This is a genomic window from Microcoleus sp. D2_18a_D3 (assembly GCF_036702455.1).
GTDB lineage: Bacteria > Cyanobacteriota > Cyanobacteriia > Cyanobacteriales > Microcoleaceae > Microcoleus.
Map to the genome: position 1 here is coordinate 1 of NZ_JAUBTK010000032.1, position 23,908 is coordinate 23,908.

General features: G+C 45.6%; 21 protein-coding genes. 15 read left to right on the top strand and 6 right to left on the bottom strand.

Annotated features, from left to right (window positions below):
• Positions 1-204 precede the first annotated feature (204 nt).
• The gene (locus QUB06_RS16310) at positions 205-429 is read left to right on the top strand and encodes a hypothetical protein (protein ID WP_333436147.1); all 225 of its coding nucleotides are present in this window, start codon (positions 205-207) and stop codon (positions 427-429) included.
• Between the two features lie 45 nt (positions 430-474).
• On the opposite strand, the gene hisB is transcribed toward QUB06_RS16310, so the two are convergent.
• Positions 475-1,113, bottom strand: a complete 639-nt coding sequence (hisB, locus tag QUB06_RS16315) for an imidazoleglycerol-phosphate dehydratase HisB (protein ID WP_333436198.1) — start codon at positions 1,111-1,113, stop codon at positions 475-477.
• Positions 1,114-1,320: 207 nt separating this feature from the next.
• Positions 1,321-2,097, bottom strand: a complete 777-nt coding sequence (gene fabI / locus QUB06_RS16320; RefSeq protein WP_333101974.1) for an enoyl-ACP reductase FabI — start codon at positions 2,095-2,097, stop codon at positions 1,321-1,323.
• A 639-nt stretch (positions 2,098-2,736) separates the two neighbouring features.
• Here fabI and ntcA point away from each other — a divergent pair.
• The 3 genes from ntcA (at position 2,737) to QUB06_RS16335 (ending at position 5,570) form a co-directional block, all read left to right on the top strand.
• Positions 2,737-3,402 carry a global nitrogen regulator NtcA gene (gene ntcA / locus QUB06_RS16325; protein ID WP_006634020.1) on the top strand — a complete coding sequence of 222 codons (666 nt, stop codon included), beginning with the start codon at positions 2,737-2,739 and terminating at the stop codon, positions 3,400-3,402.
• 77 nt (positions 3,403-3,479) lie between these two features.
• Positions 3,480-5,138, top strand: coding sequence for a DUF3084 domain-containing protein (locus QUB06_RS16330; protein WP_333436148.1), 1,659 nt, complete (start codon positions 3,480-3,482; stop codon positions 5,136-5,138).
• Positions 5,139-5,174: 36 nt separating this feature from the next.
• On the top strand, positions 5,175-5,570 hold the full coding sequence (locus tag QUB06_RS16335; RefSeq protein ID WP_333436149.1) for a pre-16S rRNA-processing nuclease YqgF: 396 nt from the start codon (positions 5,175-5,177) through the stop codon (positions 5,568-5,570).
• A gap of 261 nt (positions 5,571-5,831) precedes the next feature.
• Here QUB06_RS16335 and QUB06_RS16340 read toward each other — a convergent pair whose 3' ends face one another.
• On the bottom strand, positions 5,832-6,281 hold the full coding sequence (locus QUB06_RS16340; RefSeq protein ID WP_333436150.1) for a hypothetical protein: 450 nt from the start codon (positions 6,279-6,281) through the stop codon (positions 5,832-5,834).
• Positions 6,282-6,846: 565 nt separating this feature from the next.
• A complete protein-coding gene (locus tag QUB06_RS16345; protein WP_333436151.1) occupies positions 6,847-8,427 on the bottom strand; it encodes a photosystem II high light acclimation radical SAM protein in 1,581 nt (526 codons plus the stop codon).
• 375 nt (positions 8,428-8,802) lie between these two features.
• Here QUB06_RS16345 and QUB06_RS16350 point away from each other — a divergent pair, with 375 nt between their 5' ends.
• From QUB06_RS16350 to QUB06_RS16365, 3 genes are all read left to right on the top strand, one after another.
• A complete protein-coding gene (locus QUB06_RS16350) occupies positions 8,803-9,192 on the top strand; it encodes a DUF1830 domain-containing protein (RefSeq protein ID WP_333436152.1) in 390 nt (129 codons plus the stop codon).
• A gap of 237 nt (positions 9,193-9,429) precedes the next feature.
• A complete protein-coding gene (locus tag QUB06_RS16355; RefSeq protein ID WP_333436153.1) occupies positions 9,430-10,014 on the top strand; it encodes a hypothetical protein in 585 nt (194 codons plus the stop codon).
• A 986-nt stretch (positions 10,015-11,000) separates the two neighbouring features.
• The gene (locus tag QUB06_RS16365; RefSeq protein WP_333436154.1) at positions 11,001-11,879 is read left to right on the top strand and encodes a calcium-binding protein; all 879 of its coding nucleotides are present in this window, start codon (positions 11,001-11,003) and stop codon (positions 11,877-11,879) included.
• Positions 11,880-12,182: 303 nt separating this feature from the next.
• Here QUB06_RS16365 and QUB06_RS16370 read toward each other — a convergent pair whose 3' ends face one another.
• Positions 12,183-12,767, bottom strand: a complete 585-nt coding sequence (locus tag QUB06_RS16370; RefSeq protein ID WP_333436155.1) for a hypothetical protein — start codon at positions 12,765-12,767, stop codon at positions 12,183-12,185.
• 554 nt (positions 12,768-13,321) lie between these two features.
• Between QUB06_RS16370 and QUB06_RS16375 the strand changes: the two genes are divergently transcribed.
• The 8 genes from QUB06_RS16375 to QUB06_RS16410 all read left to right on the top strand — a co-directional run bounded on the left by QUB06_RS16375 (position 13,322) and on the right by QUB06_RS16410 (position 21,981).
• Entirely contained in the window at positions 13,322-14,503 is a 1,182-nt protein-coding gene (locus QUB06_RS16375; RefSeq protein ID WP_333436156.1) for a BMP family ABC transporter substrate-binding protein, read from the top strand.
• Between the two features lie 441 nt (positions 14,504-14,944).
• Positions 14,945-16,231 carry an RNA-guided endonuclease IscB gene (iscB, locus tag QUB06_RS16380; RefSeq protein ID WP_333436157.1) on the top strand — a complete coding sequence of 429 codons (1,287 nt, stop codon included), beginning with the start codon at positions 14,945-14,947 and terminating at the stop codon, positions 16,229-16,231.
• A 72-nt stretch (positions 16,232-16,303) separates the two neighbouring features.
• The gene (locus QUB06_RS16385; RefSeq protein WP_333436158.1) at positions 16,304-17,410 is read left to right on the top strand and encodes an ABC transporter permease; all 1,107 of its coding nucleotides are present in this window, start codon (positions 16,304-16,306) and stop codon (positions 17,408-17,410) included.
• Positions 17,411-17,451: 41 nt separating this feature from the next.
• Complete coding sequence (locus QUB06_RS16390; protein ID WP_333436159.1) at positions 17,452-18,378, top strand: ABC transporter permease; 927 nt, start codon at positions 17,452-17,454, stop codon at positions 18,376-18,378.
• 29 nt (positions 18,379-18,407) lie between these two features.
• Positions 18,408-19,097 (top strand): biuret amidohydrolase, encoded by a 690-nt coding sequence (gene biuH, locus QUB06_RS16395; RefSeq protein WP_333436160.1) that lies wholly within the window; start codon positions 18,408-18,410, stop codon positions 19,095-19,097.
• Positions 19,098-19,343: 246 nt separating this feature from the next.
• The gene (locus QUB06_RS16400; protein WP_333436161.1) at positions 19,344-20,933 is read left to right on the top strand and encodes an ABC transporter ATP-binding protein; all 1,590 of its coding nucleotides are present in this window, start codon (positions 19,344-19,346) and stop codon (positions 20,931-20,933) included.
• Positions 20,934-20,950: 17 nt separating this feature from the next.
• A complete protein-coding gene (locus QUB06_RS16405) occupies positions 20,951-21,313 on the top strand; it encodes a cupin domain-containing protein (protein WP_333436162.1) in 363 nt (120 codons plus the stop codon).
• The gene (locus QUB06_RS16410) at positions 21,304-21,981 is read left to right on the top strand and encodes a cysteine hydrolase (protein ID WP_333436163.1); all 678 of its coding nucleotides are present in this window, start codon (positions 21,304-21,306) and stop codon (positions 21,979-21,981) included. The genes QUB06_RS16405 and QUB06_RS16410 overlap by 10 nt, the downstream gene beginning before the upstream one ends.
• Positions 21,982-22,203: 222 nt before the next feature.
• Here the strand turns inward: QUB06_RS16410 and QUB06_RS16415 are convergent, their stop codons facing one another.
• Positions 22,204-23,289 (bottom strand): DUF3474 domain-containing protein, encoded by a 1,086-nt coding sequence (locus tag QUB06_RS16415; protein WP_333436164.1) that lies wholly within the window; start codon positions 23,287-23,289, stop codon positions 22,204-22,206.
• Positions 23,290-23,908 lie beyond the last annotated feature (619 nt).

Genomic DNA, 23,908 nt, shown 5'->3' on the forward strand with positions numbered 1-23,908 from the left:
TCTGATACCCGTTAGTAGACGTTCCCTCTTTATCAATGCACTATTTGGTTATTTTGTCAATGCGTAAGTCCTATATATTGGGCTGCGAAAATTGAGGAAAAAATTAACGAGGGCGATCGCGCTTATATTGGTATAGCTTACGGCAAAAGAACTAATAAAACTGTAACACTTGGTTTGCTGAAGCAAATTTTGCCAAATTCGGAAATGATCACTTTAATCGGTCGAGAACTGTGGGATTTTGTCAGTGAAGATACTCGCTATACAGTGAATCTGTTTGAAGTTTTGCGTCAGTCGGCTCGTCAAGTTTTAGCACAACGTTCTATTGATGAAGCTATAGAAAGGTGTAGCGATCGACTAATCGCTGAATTTATCGGGAAGTACGGCGAGGGAAGTCAAGGTGTTTTTAACTATATAGCAGATATATTTTGATTTACAGGTTCGTAGTAGCGCCCAAACGCTACTACAAACCCAATACTACAAAACTCCTTTAGAACTAGGAATCCGAGTGGCGCGCCGGGGGTCGATTTCCACCGCCATCCGCAGAGCTCGCGCAAATGCCTTAAACGCCGCTTCCACAATGTGATGAGAATTTCCCCCCTGCAACTGTCGAATGTGCAGTGTCATTTGAGTGTGGTTCACTACCGCCGAAAAAAACTCTTTCACTAATTCGGTATCGTAAGTGCCGATCCGCTGGTTGGGAATTTCCAAGCTGTAACTTAAGTGAGGCCGTCCCGAAAAGTCTAGCACTACTTCAATTAAAGCTTCATCCAAAGGTGCGATGAAATGCCCGAAGCGAGAAATGCCCGATCGATCCCCGACAGCTTTTGCTAGCGCTTGGCCCAAGGTAATTCCCACATCTTCGTTCGTGTGGTGGTCGTCAATCTCCAAATCGCCGATCGCCTGCACGTCCAAATCGATCAATCCGTGAGAAGCAATCTGGTGCAACATATGGTCTAAAAACGGAATCCCCGTAGACGCCTTGCAAGTTCCTACACCGTCTAGATTGAGGCTGGCCGTGACATCCGTTTCCAGTGTCGTGCGTTTCACCAAGGCGGCCCTAGCTGGTTGAACTGAACTTGCAGGAGGCCCAGAAGGGCGATCGATTATCTCCATAATTCGCAATTGGTCATTCATTAGTTATTGATAATTAGTAATTGAACTTTACAGCTTGATCGGCGCTGATGCTCAAGTGTTTAGTTAAGAGAATTATGCAAAACTCAAAACTCTCGAAAGGGGCGGCTTTTGCATAAAACTTACTTGTTATAGTTAAAGTTTTTTGTCTAAACCCGCCCCTACATCACTCAAAATTATCGACAACAGTTACATTCCCATGATTTCGTAACCGGCATCGACATACAAAACTTGACCCGTAATCCCGCTAGCGAGATTGCTGCACAGAAAAGCCGCAGCATTTCCCACTTCCTGCTGAGTCACCGTCCGCCGCAGCGGCGCCACTTCCTCAACGTGGTGGATCATGTCCAGAATACCGCCAACTGCTGACGAAGCCAGAGTCCGAATCGGGCCCGAAGAAATTGCATTTACCCGAATATTTAACGGGCCGAGTTCAGCAGCCAGATAACGAACATTCATTTCCAAAGCCGCCTTAGCAATTCCCATCACATTATAGTTAGGAACTACCCGGACGCCGCCCAAATAAGTCAGGGTCACAATACTGCCACCCTCGGCCATCAGCGGTTTAGCAGCAGCACAAAGCCGCACCAGCGAGTAAGCGCTAATATCCAAAGCATTGGAGAAACCTTGGCGCGAAGTGTTGGTGAAATCTCCCGAAAGTTCGTCCTTGCCAGCAAAAGCCAGACAGTGGATCAGGACATCTAACTTGCCCCACTTGTCGGCGATGGTTTTAAAAGTAGACTCAATTTCGCTCTCGTCTTGGACATTGCAGGGCAAATACAGACTGGGATTGAGCGGTTCCACCAGTTCAGCGACTTTACGCTCGTGCTTGCCTTTCTCGTCCTTCAAATAAGTTATGCCGAGGTTGGCCCCAGCTTTGTGGAGCTGCTGAGCGATGCCCCAGGCGATCGAGCGATTGTTGGCAATGCCCGTAACAAGAGCATTTTTTCCGGTCAAATCTATCATCGAAATTGCTGGGTTAGAAACCCCGTCCTTCCAGGACGGCTTTACATTAAATAAAAACCCCTTTCGGAGTGGAGGGGTATGGTTGCCCCTCCATTGGAGATATGGTTGTCTCCATCCCATTTTTGGGTAATGTTAGCTTCGCCAAAGTTTAGTGAGCTTGTTAGGCTGAAAGCACTGTTCCAGTGACCTTAGAACTGTTTAACCTCCAGCGATAGAGCGGAAAACTAGCTACGCATTCTCCGGTATCGTGACTCAAAAAACATAGTCCGCAAGCGGACTTAGGCTGGTCAGAACGGCTTGTTAGATTTCTCTTCCAAGCCTCATGCCTTTAGGCTGAGGTTCCTGACTGGCTCTATGCGACAACCCCGCCAGTTTAGACACAACTGATTCAGATTTAACTGATTGAGACACAATTGAGACACAATTGAGACACAGTTGATATTAATTTGGCTGTGGAGCTACATGGAGGCGGAATTGAAAAAGTTAAGAGAAGGGCTAGATTTAATCATACAGCGTGTGTTTACCTTAATATTAAATGGAAGTAACAGAATCCTTGCATATTGGAGGTTGGGAAGTATATTTACTCAATAAGGTTAATCCGCAAGTTATAAAGTATTGATTAGTACAAAGGATCTAGTCGTGACGCATGATAGACCGCTAGCAGCCGTGTTCCGCCAAATCAGCGGCGGGGCGTTTCCACCCATTGTGGAAACCTTTGAACGGGGCAAGACAATTTTTTTCCCTGGAGACCCGGCTGAGCGCGTCTACGTTCTCATTAGAGGTGCTGTGAAGCTCTCCAGGGTGTACGAAGCAGGTGAAGAAATTACAGTCGCCCTCCTGCGCGAAAATAGCGTATTTGGGGTGCTGTCTCTGATCACGGGACACCGATCGGACAGGTTTTACCACGCGGTAGCCTTTACGCCGGTGGAATTGATCTCGCTGCCGATCGAACAAGTCGAGAAAGCGCTTAAGGAAGACCCGGAATTATCGATGGTGATGCTGCGGGGACTGTCGTCTCGGATTTTGCAAACCGAGATGATGATCGAAACGCTGGCCCACCGAGATATGGGATCGAGACTCGTCAGCTTTTTGCTGATTCTGTGCCGGGATTTTGGCGTGCCCGGTACAGAGGGGATTACGATAGATTTGAAGCTGTCCCACCAAGCGATCGCCGAAGCGATCGGCTCGACGCGGGTAACGGTGACTCGTTTGCTGGGCGATCTCAGGCAAGAAACCATGATCTCGATCCACAAGAAAAAGATCACAGTCCACAACCCGGTGGCCCTAAGCCAGCAATTCACTTGATGCCGAGAAAGTATAGGATTTTGGATTTTGGATTTTAGATTCAATCCAAAATCCAAAATCCAAAATCTAAAATCGGAATGACTGCTGGATACATCCTGGTATTTGTAATTTTAGTGTTGGGGGGTGTGATCGCCACTGTCAGCGATCGCCTTGGGACGAAAGTCGGCAAGGCAAGGTTGAGCTTGTTCAAACTTCGCCCCCGCGATACTGCTGTTGTTGTGACAGTGATGGCCGGCAGCATCCTGTCAGCAATTACTCTGGGCATTTTGTTTGCAACTAGCAAGCCGCTGCGAACGGGAGTTTTTAGAATAGACGAGATTCAAAAAAGGCTCAACAACGCCCGCAGAGAAATCAACCAAGCCACTCAAGAAAAAAATCGAGTTGAAAGTGAATTAGCTCAAGCCAGAGCTGCTCAAGCGCAAGCTAGAGCCAATTTAGAGCAAATAAATCAATCCCTCCAAGCAGCTAATGCTGAGCAAGCTCGGACGCAAACAAAATTAAACTCGCTGCGGGCCCAGCTCAACAGCGTGCAAGCAGCCAAGTCTAAAACTGAAGAGCAGTTAAGTCAGGTAGAAGCGGCTAAATCTAAGACAGAAGAACAGCTCAGCAGCGTGGAAGCAGCTAAATCCCGCACCGAAGAACAATTGAAACTGGTGGAAACGATTCGATCGACTACACAAGCTCAGCTCGATCGCACCGAGAACCAATTGAAAACAGTTTCTGCTCAAAAAACGACTTTAGGCTCGGAAATCGCCCAACTGCAAGAAGAGCGCCAACAGTTAATCGAGCAGCGGGAGCAGGTAAAAACTCAAATTGCCCAGCGCGATCGAGAAATTGCCCAACGCGATCGAGAAATTGTCGCTCGCAACGAACTAATTGCCCAGCGAGACAAGGAAATTGCCCAGCGGGTGCAAAATCTGGCCGAGCGCGATCGAATAATTGTCGAGCGCGACAAAGTAATTGCCGAGAGGGAAGCACTCCTAGAAACCTTGGCACAGCAACAAACTCAACTCGAACAGCAACAAACTTTATTGCAGCAGCAAGTGCAAGTTTTGGAACGCGATTTTCAGGCAATTCGCGAGGGTACAGTTGCCATCAGGCGCGGTCAAATTTTAGCTGCTGGCGTCGTTCGCATTGTCGAACCCGGTATGGCAAGTGGCGCGATCGATCGGCTTTTGCGAGAAGCAAATAAAACCACCGTCGGACTGATGCAGCCGGAAAATACCAAGGTTAGGGACCAGGTTATTCAAATTACTAAAGCAGAAATTGATCAACTAATTAGTCAGATTAAAGACGGTCAAGACTACGTGGTGCGAATTGTCGCTGGTGCTAATTACCTGCGGGAAGAAAAGCTAATTAAGGTATTTGCAGAAGCAGAAATCAATCGAGTTGTGTTCCGCGCTGGAGATGTGATTGCAGGGGTTGCTGTCGATTCCGTGACTTTGACCGACGAACAGGTGCGGCAGCAGTTGCTGCAATTGATAGAAGCTTGTCAATTTCGGGCTCGCCTGATCGGTGTTGTCGGCGGGAGAGTTCAAGTGGCCGACAATCGGGTTGAAACTTTAGCTGGTTTTATCGAGCGGTTGCAGCAGTACGATAAACCGCTGGATGTTCAGGCGATCGCCGCAGATGTCACTTACATTGCCGGCCCGCTTAAAATAGATTTAGTTGCTCGTGAAAACGGAGTCGTTGTTTTTCGCACCGGACAACAGATTCAAGGCGGAGGCGAAAATTAAAAAATAAATTGGGTAATTAATAATGGGTAACTGGCTATGATTTTAGGTTTCGATCCGGGTAAAGACAAATGCGGCATAGCTGTAATGGGTAGAGATAAGAAGGTCTGCTACCATCAAGTTGTGCTGTCGGAAGCAGCGATATCTACTATTCAATCTTTGTGCGAACAGTTTCCCATTGAGTTATTGGTAATCGGAGATCAAACGACTTCTAAGAGTTGGAAACAAAAACTGACGCAGAGTTTGTCGCCTTTGATAAAAATTGTTCAGGTTGACGAGAGGTACAGCAGTTTAGAAGCGAGGGAACGCTACTGGCAAATGTACCCTCCGACGGGACTTTCGCGCTTGATTCCGGAGGGAATGCGGACGCCGCCGAGACCAGTGGATGATATTGTGGCGATCGTCTTGATTGAGAGATATTTGAACAAAAGTTAGTCAATCTTATAACCGTTACCATTGATTCTCTTTGATTATTAAGGAATCAATATGTTTTGGTGCCTCTTAAATTTTTAACTTAAATCATGTCCGGTCGAGCCATCGCAATTTTTGTAGGGGCGGGTTCACCAACAATACCTGCCAATAATTGACAATCTCAAAAACCCGCCCGGCCGGGATATTATGGTTAATCCATCGGACATGATATTAAATAAAATACACCCTAAATTTAGTGAATTTATCATTAAATAACAGTTAGTGTTACTTAATGACAGCTTCGGTCAAGATTACCTTACCATTCTGGCGGACTTGTAGGCGTTGGGGGTTAATCGAGTAGATAATATTGCCGTTAGTCGCTTCATAACTTCCGTCATCACCTGCTGTTACTTGCATGACATTGATTTGGGTGCCATTTATTTTGCTGAGGCCGCGGTAAAAAATATCGCCTTCCTGGGTTTTGCAAATGTATATAGAAAAGTTGGGCGTTGCGAAAAATTGCACCATTTGATCCCTAGGACATCCCTCAACTTGAGCAATTTGCAGCGGTTGATTATTGCCCAAAGTGTTGGGTGCGGGTTGATGTAGTGCAGTTGCTTCTGCTGAGGCTGTCAAAAAGCCGTGAAGCGAAGCTATCCCGAAGGGAATCGCACTAATGCCTGCCATAACTAGAACTACTTCTTTAATGCCCTTAACTGTATCTTTATAAAACATCCTGTTACTCCTGGTTTTAACTATATAATTACATCTTAAGCGATCTTTGCTGGATATTAATAATATTTAATATCAGAGGTGAGAGGTGCACGGAACCCGGTACACCGTCGGTTTAACTAAGGTGCGAACTGTGCACGCTACACCAGTGAAAATACATAAGTATCTCAATGCGATCGCAGGAAAGCAATCTCTTGCATTGAGGAGATTTTTAAGATTTTATGACTTGTTCACGCTGATCTGAGAAACCGGGTTTCTTCATATATTTCTCGTTACTAAACCTTTGATTTTCGTAGAAACCGGGAATAAGCGCCCCCATGTCGCGAACTGACTCTGTTATATCAATTCCGGTTGCATTGGAATGATTAAACCGCAGAGAACGCAGAGAACGCAGAGTCAGAGAACAGAGAGATGAATACAGGACGATGAAGGGCGGATTTGATTTTACACGGTAATGTTTATTTGCACTTACCTATTTATTGAATAATAAAAAGGGAAACAGAAAACACATTTTTTCTTCCATTTCCCCTTTTTTCACGGACGGTCGTCCTGACTGCGAACCTGGTAATTAATTAACGGCTGCCAACTGTTTGTCTTTGATTTCCACCGGCGCGGTTAATGCCTCTTCCAAATCCGCACAGCCGAGTTTTTCCTCCAAAATTGCCATCACTTCGCGGCCGAAATCATTGGAATTACGCTGCCACGCTTCTAAACAAATTTGTCCGAAGAACGAACCCAAAGGTTCGGGATTCCATAGCAATTTGCGCGCTGTCCAAGGCATCAAACTCATGGGATCGTAACCAGGTTGCAGAATCTCCTGTTTAAAGGCGTATTCTTCCAAAATTGTGTGCGGCTGCAACCCAATAAAGAAAATCGCCGGTTCTACTTTATCTGCTCCAAAAATACGCTCTAATTCTCGGTGATAAGCAATAGTTTGCCGGATGGTTTCAAAGGTTTCGTCAATGACGTTAAATGAGTAATTCACGGAAACCACATCGTTGTAACCTGCTGCTTTTAAATCGCGGCAATTTTCCAAAACTACTCGCAAGTTGTAGCCCATCCGCATTTTCCGAACCAGTTCCTGGGAACCGCTGGTGATGCCGATTTCAAAGTAATTCATCCCCGTTTTTACCATCAAATCGCACAACTCTGGTGTGAGATTATCCGCACGGATGTAAGCAGCCCAGTGTATGTCAGTCATGCCGGCGGCGATGATTTTTTGCAATAATTCAACTGCATCATCGATGAATTTGCGCGCGGGGATAAATTGAGCGTCGGTAAACCAGAAATTGCGGATACCTCGATCGTACAATTGCCGCATCTCCGCCACCACCTCATCCGCCGGATTGATCCGCACTTGTTTCCCTTCAATCACCGTATAAATGCAGTAACAGCAATTATGAGGACAGCCGCGCTTGGTTTGGACTCCGACGTAGAAGTCCATATCTTGTAGATAATAGGAAAATTCCGGCCAAATCGTTTCGATGTAGTTATAATCGCAGGCAGTTTTCTCGATGTTGGCTGGCTTTTCGTGAATTAGCTTCGCGCGCGGCACGGTTTCTCCCACCACATAACACCTTTCCTCCGCTAAATCTTCGCCTTTAATCAACTTCTCCAGCAAAGCTTCCCCTTCCCCCACCGAAACCACAGTTCCCGCCGGCAAACTGCGTCCCAACTGCTCGTAAAACACGCTCACAGCACCGCCGCCGACCACTGCACGAGCTTCCGGGCGGTATTTCCGGGCCCGCTTCAATCCGCGCTTAATCAGTCCCAAATTGCGCCAGAGTTCGGTGTAGTAAGACCCGGCTAAACGCAGTCCTCCGAGGGCTCCCCGGAACTTGATCAGCAGATTTTTGGCGTAGTAAAACTCGAAGGCATTTTGCAGCGGATTGCCACCTCTGCCGCCCACGGGCGCGTAAATTTGAATGTCCCGCCAAGAGAAAACCAGCAGAGTCGGCTTAAACTCGTCTATCCTGGCATCTAAAGCTTTAGCGAAATCCAGGGGGGGTACGGCACCTAAATCGAAAATGCGTTGTTCGACATCGGGAAACAGCTTGTGTACGTGATCCGAAAGATACACAACTCCGATCGGGAAAATAGGATTGCAAGGGAGGCGAACGTACAGGACTCGGTTTTCTCGGTTTTCCATGATTGCCATATCCTAAAGTGGAACTTTTTCAGCTATGTTAATATTCTTTTAATATAACTTTACAATATGTCTAATTTTCGCAATTTGACATTAAATATTCTTAAATTTTTTAAAACTGGCTAAAAGCCGAGCTTGTTGGTGTCGATCGGCGAGAGCAGCAGAAAAAAGCTAATTTTTAAGTCAATACAGCGTATTTTGAATGAAAATCCCAGCTAGGAGTCAAAAATTAGATATTTATCCGGTTAGATTTTAAGTTAGGTACGATCGGTCTCTCATGTATTAGGGAGTTGGTAGTCGGCTTTACAGTAGGCGGGATCGCCTAGTGTTAGCCTGAGAAGATAACTAAAACTTTTAGGCAAGGCTCCCTCAGCAGTTATGGCTCAAATTCTTGACCCCGTACCCTCAGACACCGACAGCAAGATTCTGTGCTGCTACGTCAATGCCACCAGTCAGATTCAGATTGCTCGCATCGCCAACATTCCTAACTGGTACTTTGAACGAGTAGTTTTTCCCGGACAGCGCTTAGTGTTTGAAGCGATGCCCGCTGCAGCATTGGAAATTCACACCGGGATGATGGCCAGTGCAATTTTGTCGGATAAAATTCCTTGCGCTCGCTTGCAGATTAACGAAGGCCCCTATTCAAACGTCCATCCTAGCAGATCCCCAGAGGCTGTTCAGGGCGATCGAACAGTAATGGCCGGCCGCCCCAAATCCCGAGAAATCTCAGAACCTTTGACTGTACCGGCACTAACCGCCGTTGATTAATCGAAGTTGTGAGTTTTGAGTTATAAATTGTCAGTTAATTGATAACTCTGCGCTCAAAATTCCAACTTCTGCAAAGCGGTAAAAACTCAACAGTTAAAAATCAAAGTTTCTGAAATGAATTTTAGATCAAAACTCACAACTGCAAATATTGTCCGGTTTTTCGTATTTCCCTGAGTTGTGTTGGCGGGCTCGACAACTGTGCAAAAATATCTTTAAACAGCTTCTCGAATTTCAGCCATGTCAGCACAACCTCTTGCTTCTTCCCCATCTTCTGCCCCAGTATTTGAGCCGGCGATATTCCGGCTTTCTCCCCTGATTAGAATCACGCTGTTGAGCTTGTACACAGCCCTGACAATTCCCTTGCCGTTTTTGTCGGAAGTAACGAAAGCAGCCGTTCCTCCCGCCGCACTCTGGGCAGGAATTGTTGTCGGGGCTGTGGGCCTGTACGGCGTACTCAGTGAAAGGGTAATTTTGAGCGAGGAAGGGATTGAAGTCACATATCCCAAGTGGTTTCCGCGTTTGTTTCGCAAGGGTTGGTCGTTACCTTGGACTGAGGTAAAAGCTCTCAAACCTCGCTCGACCGGTCAAGGAGGTTTAGTTTACTATTTTTTGAGTCATGCGGGTGAAGGTTATTTGCTGCCCATGCGAGTGGCTGGGTTTGCTAAATTAGTCGGTTTGGTGGAAGCAAAAACAGGTATTGATACTAGAGATGTCCGCCCTTTGTCGCAGCCTTGGATGTATCTTATTTTACTTTTATGTACGCTGCTGCTGCTGTTGGTGGATGCGTGGACTATTGTCACGGCTATTAGCCTGAAAAGTTAAGGAATTCAAGTAGTCAATTATGAGTTAATAAGCTGTTGTGCATTGAAACTGTGATACAAGCATTACGCTTGTTTTTGATTGTTCGCCATTTAATAATCAACTCTCCTTCATTTAAGAGGCGATGCAATAGACCTCTCCAAAAACTTCCAAATCCTTTGTCAGGTTGGTTTCTGACTGCCTGCCCCGTCAGAGTCAAGCAGTCAGAAATCAAGCTTCTGATGAGGGTCGGACGATTTATTAATAAAAACTGCACTAATTTTTTGAGATGCTTATATTTTTCATTTAAAAGCTGTTTTTTTTTCGGGATTTATCTTGGACTCCAAGCTATGCTTAAAGTTTAGCCGATACGACCAAATAACTAGACTATTTTGTAAAGTATTGTAAATAATATAGGACTACTTAAGTAATAGCTGCTATAAAAGAAGGGTTCTACCGAATTATATCTAGAGTGATTCTAGCTAGAGTGATTCTAGGTAAGGGCCATCTCAAGAATGTTCTAGCTGCGCAAATGTGCCCTGTGAAAAATCTATCAACACCTACTCATGTTTGTGAGTGTGGATGTATTTTAGATCGAGATCACAATACCGCGAAGAATATCCTGAGTCGGAGATTAAGTACCGTAGGGCATACGGGAACTTGGGGTGAAGCCCTAAACGTTTGTGGAGATATTACCGCTACTGATGTTGAAGCAATTCGCTTATCGGCAAGTCTGCTCTATGAATCAAAAATCCTCGTGCCTTTAAGCCGAGGAGTGTCAATAAGTAGGTTGCTGAAGTCAGTAATTTCAACGATGAATCTCAGAGGAAGGGGGGATTTATCTCATCAGAGTTGTTACTGATACAACTCATCAGCATCAAGCAAATAATTTATGGTCAAGGCTTGTATTAATTGAGCTTGGCAATATTAACATCTGAGAGTTATTCACAGCCTATTTCGATCCTCCAAATTCACATTTAATGTACTGAATTTTTTCAGGGGCAAATATCATGGCAAATTTATTCGGAAACAATCTTGCTAATAACCTTACTGGAGGTGTAGCAGCGGACAATATTTTTGGCGCTGGTGGAAATGACACCCTCAATGGGGGTGGTGGTAACGACAGTATCTATGGCGATTCGGGAAATGACTCGCTAAATGCTGGCCCAGGTCTAGACTTCATGTACGGTGGGGAAGGCAACGACACCCTTAATGCACTTGAAGCGGGTATTGACAACCTCTTCGGTGGAATAGGTGATGACGTTTACATCGTCAGCACGACCGTTGACGACCTGTTTGAGGGTCCCAATCAGGGCATTGATATTGTCCAGTCTTCTGCCAGCTATACCCTGGATGCTAACGTGGAAAACCTACTCCTTACGGGGGTAGGTGCCATCACCGGTACGGGTAACGCCCTCAACAACCGAATCACGGGTAACAGCGCCAGCAATAACCTTAGTGGCCTAGGTGGCAATGATACCCTTGAGGGGAAAGGTGGCAGTGACATCCTTACTGGCGGATTAGGTAGTGACCGATTCGACTTCGATACGGATCTTCCTGGGGCTGGTGTAGATACAATCAATGACTTCGTGGTTGGGATCGACAAAATTTTCCTGTCCAAGGCAGTTTTCTCAGCTCTCGAAACGTTTCCTCTTGCTGGTAATGTTTTGCTGCCTACAGACTTTGCGTCAATCAATGTGGCTGCCGCATTAGAAGCCAGCATAGCAGGAAACAACCCAAATGAGATTGTTTACAACCGTCTGACTGGCAGTTTGTTCTACAACCCGAACAATAATCTGGCAGGCTTTGGGCCAGGTGGTGGTAAGTTTGCCACAATTGTGGGTTCTCCCGATACCCTCTCCAATACAGCCTTCACCGTAACGGTGTAGTCATAAGCAGTGAAATAGAAGCCCGGTTTCTTCAAGAAACCGGGTTTCCGAGCTTGGGTTTAAACACAACGACCTCAAAAAAGAGCTTTTGAGGGCCATCGACTGCTGTGAGCGAGAGACTGCTGTGAAGCGAGAGACTGCTATGGGCGATCGACTTTTGTGGAAAGATCGACTGCTGTGAAGCGATAGAGTGCTATGGGCGATCGCTAAAAGAAGTCAAATGGGTTCTATAAATTCAAAAAACCCGGTTTTCTTGAAAAACCGGGTTTTTGAGTCTAAAGAGTTTAAAGTTAACTTGCTAACTCAATTCGATCGGCCCGCGAAGTCAGGATGCAATAAATCCATCCCCGTATCCAGCACGGCAACTTTCATTCCGCTACCAGTCAACAGAGAGTTCATCACCTTCGTTGCTTTCAGACCCCAAGTAAACTCGATATCATCAGCAAAACATTCTTGTTGGTTGATTCCTTCTACCTCTGTAGTAGTGGCTTTCTCGTACAGGTTATCCACCGCATCGCGATAGCCCCGCAAATACTCTAGGGACAATCCATCCTCAATGGCGTAGAAAGTGCGCTCCGGTTCGATCGCCAAGATGGTAGAATCCTCTCCCGCTGATGTCATGATGCTGCTGAAACCCCCTTCCTCTAAGGAGACGACGGCCACACCGAGAGTTGGGAACACCGCTTCCCCTGCTCCTTCAATTTTGCCCAAGTCTAGAACCGAGTCGGGGAAATCGGCAGCATTGGCCAGTCCCGTGATGCCAGCTTGGTCACTTAGGAGGGCTAACCCTTCTGTCACCGCATCTTCGCCGAAAGTAATAATATAACGCCCTGTTGTTCGATCGGCTTGGGCAGTTTTTGGGATGGGAAAACTAGGTTGTTCAGACATAAAATACGTCTTATTGACTGTTATTAGAAATCAATAACATTTTTTCTGATTTTATAAGATCGATTTCTATTATTTTTGATTCAGCCTCGACTTATTTTTACGTTGCGTCCAAGACTAAAAAGCTAGTTGCGTGCCCGAACTCAAAAATAATTTTTGTTTGTGGTGAACATTATTGTTTAATTTTGTTTCTAGCGAACTTTTTGGGAGACAATTTGGCGAATATTATTAAGTTTTTATAAAAAAACTTACCACTAAAAGTAATTGGTATAAGATAAACATCATTAAATTTTAGGGGATTCAACTTTCCTAAAATAACCTTTCCAGCAAAAACTAATTTTATCTTAGAATTAGTTGTGGTTCATCATGTATTTTTTCATTAAATTCACGATGTGATGTGAATGTAAATAGTTATTAACGCATTTAATCTCATTGCTGAATAGCTCGACTAAAAGCTGGCAAATGTAGCGTGAATCTATCTAGCAATTCCCAGCAAGTATAAGCGTTACAGCTTAGCTATGAATTCCTCTTAAATACTTTTAGTGAGAACATAGAGAATGAGTACCAAAAAGTCATTGTTTATACCTCGGCGTCAAGTAATTCGTGGGATTTTATCTACTACAGCGTTTGCAGTCACCTCGCGCCTTTGGACTGGATGTACTCCTGCTAAAGAGGTTCAAGCAAACTCGCCTGGAAAAGATAAGCCAATTGTGATGGGATTTATTTATGTTGGCCCAAAAGATGACTACGGCTACAATCAAGCCCAAGCCGAAGGGAACGCTGGGGTTTCAAAATTAGCCTGGGTAAAAACCGTAGAGGAAGCAAATGTTCCTGAAACTACATCGGTACAAGAAACCATGAGGAACATGATTGAACAGGATGGGGCAACGGTTCTGTTCCCTACGTCCTTCGGGTACTTTGACCCCCATATTCTGAAACTGGCAAAGGATTACCCAGAGGTACAATTCTTTCACTGCGGTGGACTTTATCAGGAAGGTAAGCATCCAAATAACGTTGGCAGCTATTTTGGCTACATTGATGAGGGTGAGTACGTAGCAGGCATTGTTGCTGCCCACGCCTCTAAAACCGGAAAATTAGGATTTATTGCTGCTAAACCCATACCGCAAGTATTACGCAATATCAATAGCTTTACATTAGGGGCACGTAGCATTAAGCCAGAAGTTACAACTCAGGTGATTTTTACAGGAGATTGGTCTTTGCCTGTAAAAGAAGCTGATGCTGCTAATAGTATGGCTGACCAGGGGGTTGATGTAATTACCTGTCACGTAGATAGCCCCAAAGTAGTGATAGAAACGGCTGAGAAACGAGGCATTTTCTGTACTGGCTACCATGCGAGTCAAGCCCAACTTGCGCCCAAAGGATATTTAACAGGTGCCGAGTGGGACTGGACGAATGTCTATTCTAAGTATGCTGAAATGCTTCAAGCTGGCAAGACGCTAATGAACGGAGGCATTCCCCATTTAGTACGTGGTGGTTTGAAGGATGGTTTTTTGAAGCTGTCGCCCTACGGTAGCGCCGTAACGGCCGAAGCGAAAAAGGATGCTGATGCTGCTAAGAGTAAGTTTCTTGATGGCAGCATGGTCATTTATAAGGGGGAAATAAAAGATAACACCGGGAAAGTTGTGATTCCTGAAGGCAAGGATTACAAGCAGCAAGACGCAGAACTAGAAAAGATGAATTGGCTGGCATCAGGCGTCATCGGCAAAGTTACGAGTTAATTAGCTGATGTGCATTCAACATTGTATAGCGGACAACTTAAACGCTGATTAGCTTAGTAGGGGCGCGCAGGTTTGCCCCTACATACCCCTTCCTTTCGTTAAGAAAGTATTTCACGCCCGTGGGCAACTGCTATACAAGCAAGTTTTTAATTCAACACTGATTATTTTCTTAGTAATTCATCTTTTATTCTGATGGTAAACTACCCGCCGCTAATTCGGAGTACCGAATCTAGCGGGGGCTTTTAAGAGAAGCCCAGAGTTTACCCGACTAAGTACCTTGTGTACTTCGTTTTAGAAGCCATCACACCTACGGATACGAAGCCAGTCTGTAGCTCTGTGGTCAACGATTAAACAGACATATCGGGTCGAAGTCAGTGTCGTTGACGCGACAAACTTCTAAAACATTGTCAAGGCTAACATTACCCGCAAGGAGACTCACTCGTGAGTAAAGTTTTCGTTCTGGACACCAACAAACAGCCTCTCAATCCTATTCATCCAGGTAGAGCGAGAATGCTGTTAGCTCAAGGGAAAGCTGCTGTACTTCGCAGCTATCCCTTCACACTAATACTGAAAGAGGAGGTGTTAAATTCTCAAGTTGAACCACTGCAAATAAAGATCGATCCGGGTGCCAAAACCACTGGAATAGCGCTGGTCAACGAGACCACAGGCGAAGTTGTTTGGATAGCTGAACTACAACATCGTGGGTTCCAAATTCGGGATGCTTTAACTTCACGCCGTCAATTACGACGGTCACGCCGTAACCGTAAGACGCGATATCGCAAACCACGCTTTCTCAACCGCACTCGACTAAAGGGTTGGCTACCACCCTCTTTAAACAGTCGCGTTGCTAATATTTTGACTTGGGTTAAACGACTATCTGCACTGTGTCGAATTACTGCCATTTCTCAAGAATTGGTCAGATTTGACACACAACAGATGGAAAGCTCCGAAATTAGCGGGGTTGGTTATCAACAAGGAACTTTAGCCGGATACGAAATTCGTGAGTTTCTTCTTTCCAAGTTGAACAGAACTTGTGCTTACTGCGGTGTAAAAGACACCCGACTTGAGATTGAACATATTCAACCTCGGTCAAAAGGAGGTTCAAACCGAGTCAGCAACCTGTGTTTAGCCTGTGTCCCTTGTAATCAGAAAAAGGGTAATCAGGATATCAAAGACTTTCTCAAAGGTAAACCTGACTTGCTCAAACGAATCTTGGCACAAGCTAAAAAACCCTTGGCTGATACGGCAGCCGTTAATGCGACCCGATGGAATCTGTACGAAAACCTCAAAAAAACAGGCTTACCTGTTGAAGTTGGCACAGGGGGTCGCACAAAGTACAACCGCACGATTCGAGGTTTAGACAAGACGCATTACTGGGACGCGGCTTGCGTGGGAGCATCTACTCCAGAACGGTTAATCACAAAGGTCGTCAAGCCCTTACTGATTGCCGCTAAAGGGCATGGAACCCGTCAGCAATGCCGCACAGACAAGTTTGGTTTTCCAGTTCGTTATTGTTCTAGAACCAAATTCCACAAAGGTTTTCAGACAGGTGACATTGTAAAAGCCAATGTTACCTCTGGGAAGAAGGTTGGGACTTACGTGGGTCGAGTAGCTACTCGTGCCACTGGAAGTTTCAACATCTCAACAACCGATGGGCTAGTTCAAGGAATTAGTCACAAATACTGCATACACATTCACAAAAAGGATGGCTACGCTTATGTTGCCTAGACCCCGCCCCCCTTTTCCTCCCACCACCAATCTGGGTACAGATATGGTGGGGGTTTCCAAGGGGGAAGAAAGATGATTAACCGTCAAAACTGGCGTACAACTTTGGAAGCGGTTTGTATCCCGATCGCCGCCATCGTCTTCTCATTGGTATTGTTTGGAATTTTTTGTGCGGCGGCGGGATCTAATCCCTTTGCTGTCTATGCCTCAATCTACAAAGCAGCGTTTGGCAGTTGGCATTCCTTCCAAAACACCCTGATCAGGGCTGCACCGTTGATGTTGAGTTCCTTGTGTACGGCTCTACCTGCCCGTTTAGGGTTGATGATTATCGGCAACGAAGGCGCTTTAGTAGTTGGGGGTCTGGGGGCTGTCGCCGCTGGACTGGCTTTATCTTCTGCACCGCCGACGTTAGTTCAAATTGCAATGGCGCTGGCAGGAATTGTCTGTGGAGGTGTGTGGATTGGTGCAGTGGGAGCTCTGCGCTATTACCGGGCAGTGAATGAGACAATTAGCAGCTTGTTGTTGAATTATATTGCGATCGCCCTGCTGAATCATTTAGTCGGCGGCGTGATGCGTGACCCCAGCAGTGTCAATAAAATTTCTAGTTACCCGATTCCTGATGTGAATATGTTAGGGAATATTCCAGGAACCCGCGTTCACTACGGTCTAATTTATGGGTTGGTTGCTTGTGCGATCGCCTACTTCCTGATCCAGCGCACCACCTTTGGCTTTGCAGCGCGGACAGCGGGAGGTAACATCCGCGCTGCTCGAATTGCCGGACTTCCTGTCGGCAAGTTGACAATGGCAATCTGTTTCTTAGCTGGCTCTTGTGCGGGTTTGGCAGGCATGGTGGAAGTGGCAGCCGTGCATGGTCGAGCTAACGAATCACTTAATGCTAACTATGGCTACAGCGGTATCTTAGTCGCATTCATTGCTCGACACAACCCTCTTGCTGCGACTATTGTGGCAATTCTGCTTGGAGGAATTCTTGCTAGTGGAGGCATCTTGCAACGGGCACACGGACTGCCCGATGCAACGGTTTTAGTGTTCCAAGGGTTGGTCTTTTTGGTAGTTCTGTATAGCGAATCGCTCTACGGACGTTTGCCATTTTTCAAAGAACAGTCAACCGATCGCCCTCAGCCGCCACCTTCTAGCGAGCAGCCATCAGTAGCCACTGTCTAAGCAATACGTTAAGCCAAAATCTCAAATCGGAGGAATCCACAATGGCAGCAGAAGTATTAGGTTGGTGGGGAGTACCTTTGGGTATCTTAGCAGGAACTTTGCGGGGTAGCGCTCCATTTTTGTTCGTCAGTTTGGGCGAATGCCTAACTGAAAAAAGCGGCAAAATTAATTTGGGGTTAGAAGGGACACTGTTAACGGGTGCGATGTGTGCCTATGCTATTTCTTATCAGACTGGATCGCCTTGGTTAGGTGTTTTAGCCGCGGGTCTAGCGGGCATGGTACTAGGTTTTATCCACGCTTGGCTGTGCATACAACCAAAAGTAAACGACATTGCCGTAGGCATCGCCATGATTATTTTTGGTAGCGGCATTGCTTTCTTTTTTGGCAAACCTTTTATTCAACCAAGTGCCACCCAGTTGCCTAGTTTGCCTCTGGGTGCTTGGAGTCATCTGCCTCCGGTGCAATCAGCGCTACAAATTTGTCCCCTATTTTTGTTAGGTGTAGCGATCGCCCCTTTAATGCAGTGGTTTTTTAAATCAACTCGCTGGGGGTTATTTATTCGGGCAGTTGGGGATAGTCCCGATGCTGCAAAAGCAATGGGAATCTCCATTAATAAAGTTCGTATGCTCTGCATTATCGCAGGCAGTTTCTTAGCTGGAATTGGTGGTGCTTATTTATCTCTTTACTATCCCGGTAGCTGGACAGAACGCATCTCTAGCGGCCAAGGACTCATGGCGGTAGCGCTGGTAATTTTCGCCCGTTGGAATCCAGTTCAGTGCTTATACGCCTCGTTGCTATTTGGGGGAGCCCAGGCGATCGGGCCTGCTTTGCAATCAGTAGGGGTGGATTCCTATTACTACTTATTCAATGCTTCGCCCTACATCCTGACGCTGGCGATCATGATTATTACTTGTTCGCCAAAACGAACTTTGACAGGTGCGCCTGGATCTTTAGGAACTAGCACGTAAAACAGCAATTTATCGCAAGGAAGATAAACATGGGACGTTTTGTAGAAGCTGAACCATATCCTTATCCTTACAATGGCGATTTGCGCCCAGAAAATACGGTGCTGCTGATAATTGATATGCAAATTGATTTCTGCGGCATTGGTGGATATGTTGATAAGATGGGCTACGACTTGTCACTGACTCGCGCTCCTATTGAGCCAATCAAGCGAGTCTTAGAAGTGGCACGGGCGAAGCACTTCCATATCATGCACACCCGCGAAGGACACCGCCCCGACTTAGCAGATTTACCCGAAAACAAGCAGTGGCGATCGCGCCAAATTAACGCCGGAATTGGCGATCCCGGCCCCTGCGGTAGAATTCTCGTTCGAGGTGAAGCAGGGTGGGAAATTATTCCAGAACTCGCGCCTTTGCCTGGGGAAGCGGTGATTGACAAGCCTGGAAAAGGTTCGTTTTATGCTACGGATCTAGATCTGTTACTGAAACGCAAAGGCATTCAAAACATTGTCTTGGCTGGCATTACAACCGATGTCTGCGTGCATACCACAATGCGAGATGCAAACGATCGCGGTTATGAATGTTTGCTGTTATCTGACTGTACAGGCGCAACAGATTATGGCAATCATTTGGCGGCACTTAAGATGATCCAGATGCAGGGAGGAGTGTTTGGAACGGTTGCTGATTCAGAAGCATTTATCAAAGCTTTAAAAGATGAGTTTTGAGGAAAAAGTCAAGTTAGATTATGTTAGGTGGGAACGGTAGTGTAAGAGTGAGGTGAAAATTTATCTGTAGGAATTAGGGGTTGATTTTTAACCGCAGATGAAAACTGATAAACGCAGATAAAAAAGCAGATATTACCAGAGGTGAGATTAATATTTCAAGCATTGAAATGAACCCTGCGCTCTCACTAAAAAATTAAATCTCATAAGTAGCCGATAAGTTGGAAACTTTACAAGGGAGACAAAAACATGACGGAAGTAACTGATTCTATAGATCAAAAATCCGCACTGGAAATTCAAAACTCAAAATTCCAAATTCAAAACTTTATTCAACCACCACAACTAGAGGTGGTTAACATGACGAAGCGGTTTGGCATGATGACTGCACTTGATAACTTCTCGATGACGCTAAAACCAGGGACGTTTCATGCTTTGCTGGGCGAGAACGGAGCAGGCAAAAGTACCCTTGTTAAATGTGTGATGGGTTTCTATACTCCTACTTCAGGCAAAGTTTTGATTGATGGACAGGAAAGTGCGATCGCCAGTCCTCGCGATGCTCATAAGTATGGCATTGGCATGGTTTACCAGCACTTCACGTCTGTGCCTGCGATGACTGTAGCGGAAAATCTGGTTTTGTCACGCTTTGATAGCCCTAATTTGATTAACTGGAAAGCCGAGTACGAGCAGTTAAAGGCTTTTATGAAAACTGCTCCTTTCCGAGTTCCTCTAGATACCCCGGTCTTTCAATTAGCTGCCGGGGAAAAACAAAAGCTAGAAATTCTTAAACAGATATATCTTCAGAGTCGGATCTTGATTCTGGATGAACCTACTTCGGTGCTTACTCCGCAGGAAGCCGATGAGGTTTTAGGTTTACTGCGCGCAGAAGTTACTGCTGGAAGATTAAGTGTGTTAATTATCAGCCACAAATTCCGGGAAGTGATGGCGTTTTGCGATAGCATCACGGTGCTGCGTAAAGGGAAGTTTGCAGGTCAGGGTTTGGTAAAGGATCTGACTGTCTCGGATATGTCGGAAATGATGATGGGTGAAAGGCGCGAACCGAAACCAGTTGAAAAGACAGCCCCCCCAACGACTATCCCTGTACTTCAAGTCCAAGACCTTCATGCCAATAAAGACAACGGTATGGAGGTATTGACAGGAGTAAATCTCACAGTTCACAGCGGCGAAGTTGTTGGGATTGCAGGTATCTCTGGCAATGGTCAGCGGGAACTGGTGGAGGTGTTGGCAGGTCAGCGTTCTGCTACAAGTGGAGATGTGCTGGTCAATGGCGAAGTTTATACGGCAACACGAGCCGAGATGTTTAAACATCAGGTTTTCGCACTACCAGAAGAACCGCTTCATAATGCTTGTGTGCCACACATGAGTGTGGCAGAAAATTTAGCGCTGCGGACGTTTGACCGCCCTCCTCAAGCTAAAGCAAGTATCTTACTCATCCTGAAAGAAATTAGGCAAGCGGCTAAGAGCTTAATTAATACTTTCAAAATTAAAACGCCTTCGCCAGATACCCCTATCGGCAATCTGTCGGGGGGAAATGTACAGCGCACAGTGTTAGCGCGGGAACTCTCCGCCGAACATATTAAGTTACTAATTGCCGCGAATCCTTGCTTTGGTCTTGATTTTGCTGCTGTGGAGTATATTCACGGTCAGATTATTGAGGCTCGCAACCGAGGAGTAGCTGTGTTGCTGGTGAGCGAAGATTTAGATGAACTGCTGAAATTGTCCGATCGAATTCTAGTAATCAGTGGCGGGAATTTTACTTATGAAAGTGCGATCGCAGATGCAGATTTTGTTCAGATCGGTAAGAGTATGGCAGGACATTAATCAATTTTGGAATATTTATGACTGAATTACTGAAGCAAACTTTGCTCCTTAAGGATTTACCTAATATCGCGACGTGGCAGAATGAGTTGGCTTGGCAACCATTTCGTGATGGGGTTGAAATCTACCGACTTTATGGTGACAACGAAAGTGGATCGGCTGCTGCTCTACTGCGGTATCAGCCGGGAGCGAGTGTCCCAAGGCACACGCATACTGGTTTTGAACATATTTATGTACTAACTGGATCGCAAACTGACCAGAATGGCGAACACCAAGCCGGAACTTTTGTTATTAACCCCCCTAACAGTAACCACAGTGTTGTCAGCCAAGCTGGCTGCATAGTCCTAGTAATTTGGGAAAAACCTATCTCGTTATGGTCTTAATATCTGCCCAACCTTATGATTATGAACTGCCAGTCTCTGGCGGGGTGGCTTTGGTTATCATCGATATGCAGCGAGATTTTTTGGAGCTTGGGGGATTTGGTGAAGCTTTAGGCAATGATGTCAGCCAACTACAGGCGATCGTACCAACGGTAAAGCAGTTGTTAGAGGTATTTCGCGATCGTCATCTCCCTATTGTTCACACTATTGAAGGTCATCAACCTGACCTTTCTGATTGTCCTTTATCTAAGCAAAAGCGGGGTCAAAGTCAACTAAAAATTGGCGATCGAGGCCCAATGGGACGAATCTTAATTTTGGGTGAGCCGGGGAATTCAATTATCTCAGAATTGACACCTAAGCCTGATGAAATAGTAATTAATAAACCAGGTAAGGGCGCTTTTTATCACACTAATTTGGAATTAATACTTCGTGAAAAAGCGATTACTCACCTAATTTTTACGGGAGTCACGACGGAGGTTTGCGTTCAAACAACTATGCGTGAGGCTAACGATCGGGGGTTTGAAGGTTTACTCGTTGAGGATGCTACAGCTAGCTACTTTCCAGAATTTAAACAGAGTGCGATCGATATGATTCGCGCCCAAGGCGGTATTATTGGTTGGACTGCGAGGGCTGAAGTAGTCATACAAGCTTTGGAAAAATCGCAGCCTTAAATAAAAAAACTGTCGGCTATCCCGGATGTTTGGGGTAAAAAGCAGTGGCTGATATATTTTTTCGTAACAGGCAAGATGCCTGTTCCACAAAGAAGAGAACTCTGGGTTTGGGGCGGCTTGTCACCCCTCCAGATGTGGAACATCTGATCAAACACGCGCAAAAAAGAAAAACCCGGTTTCTTAAAGAAGCCGAGTTTTTACGTATTCTATTGTTAATTTAAACTACTTAACTTCAGCAGATCGCCGACTGTTAGGTGATTCGTAGTAAACTCCAGAACCTGTATCGGGGACAAAATGACAATCCCAGTAAGAGCGAATAAAGCTCTTCCAAATTGGCTCGGTTGACTTGCGATAATAATCGCCCAACACTGGTTTAATTGCTTCCGTTGCTTCCTTCAAGTGATAGTGCGGCATTGTCGAGAAAATGTGGTGGGCTACGTGGGTGCCGATGTCGTGATGGATGGAATTGATGATTCCGTAGTCGCGATCGATCGTAGACAATGCACCTTTCAAGAAAGACCAATCATTACCGCGATACCAAGGAATATCGGCTTCTGTGTGGTGCAGGAATGTTACCAAATCCAGCCACATCACGAATACTACATAGGGAACCAAGTAGAACTTGAGTAAAAACAGCCAACCAAACTGATAGGTTAGCGCGCCTAAAAAGCCTACCATCAGTACCAAGGATGCGGAACTTGTCAACACATCCCATTTTTCGGACGGACGGAAAATCGGGCTACCGGGCATGAAGTGAGAACCTGTTCGATCGGGCGATCGGCGAAATAGATAAATTGGATAGGCAAATAACATCAAATAAAAGCGTCCCAGCTTTTCGTACCAAGGCATTTGATTGTATTTGCTCTCCGATACCGGATACCAGCTTTCATCGTTATCTAAGCTGCCTGTATTGGCGTGGTGGGTTCTGTGACTAATCCGCCAACCGTGGAAGGGCACGAGAATTGGAGCGTGGGAGAGGTGTCCGATCAGGTTGTTGAGCCATTTGCTCTTAGAAAATGAACCGTGTCCGCAGTCGTGGCCCACTACAAACAATGCCCAAAACATGGTTCCTTGCATCAACCAAAAGATTGGATAAAAGAGCCAGGAATCGAGGGTGTAGGCGATCGCATACAAACCTGCGATGATGCCAATATCTAAAAAGAAATAAGCCAGAGATTTCCATGCCGAGGGCTCAAAACAGTGGGCTGGAATGGCTGCCTTGATATCTTGAAGAGTAAAAGGTAACTCTGCTGTACGAGAGGATGAGCCTTGATTGCTCGGCTGATTGAGAACAGTATTTGATTGCACGAAGTTTCCGATTTAAGCTGACTTGAGAAACCGCATTCCGCCTTGTAACAGTCAATCGATTTTAGATTTTAGATTTTAGATTTTAGATTCACTCCACAGATTAATTTGGGGGCTTAACTAATATCTAAATTTTTGGCTCTCCCGGACAGGAGTCGGGGGGTTGTATCCCCTATGCAGGTGAGGTCAGTTTCAACCTGCAAGGAGCCATATTTTTACTCTGCAAGGGTTTCTAAAGTTATTTAGTTCGCCTGAATAGCCCGTCCGCGATTCTCAAGCAATTTGGCTTGTGGAATACTTGTGTGGGAAAAATTAGTGCGATCGACCCTGTTATCTGAAAAAATCTCATGTCCCCGTTGTTGGTGCGAAATGCGACTTCAATCTGAGAGTGGACATCTGGAGGAACTACCTCCAGTCTGCAGGTAGCATACAGCGTTTCGAGCAGGAATTGTGAACGAGAGTGTAGGGAAAAACCACCGATTTTAGATTGGCGATTTTAGATTCAAGCACAAATCTCAAATCTCCAATCTCCAATCTCCAATCCGAGGGTTCGGTTTCACACAAGTTCTAGCCAAGCGACTGTTCACTACAGTTCACCAATTCTGCAAGAATTGCTAAAGCT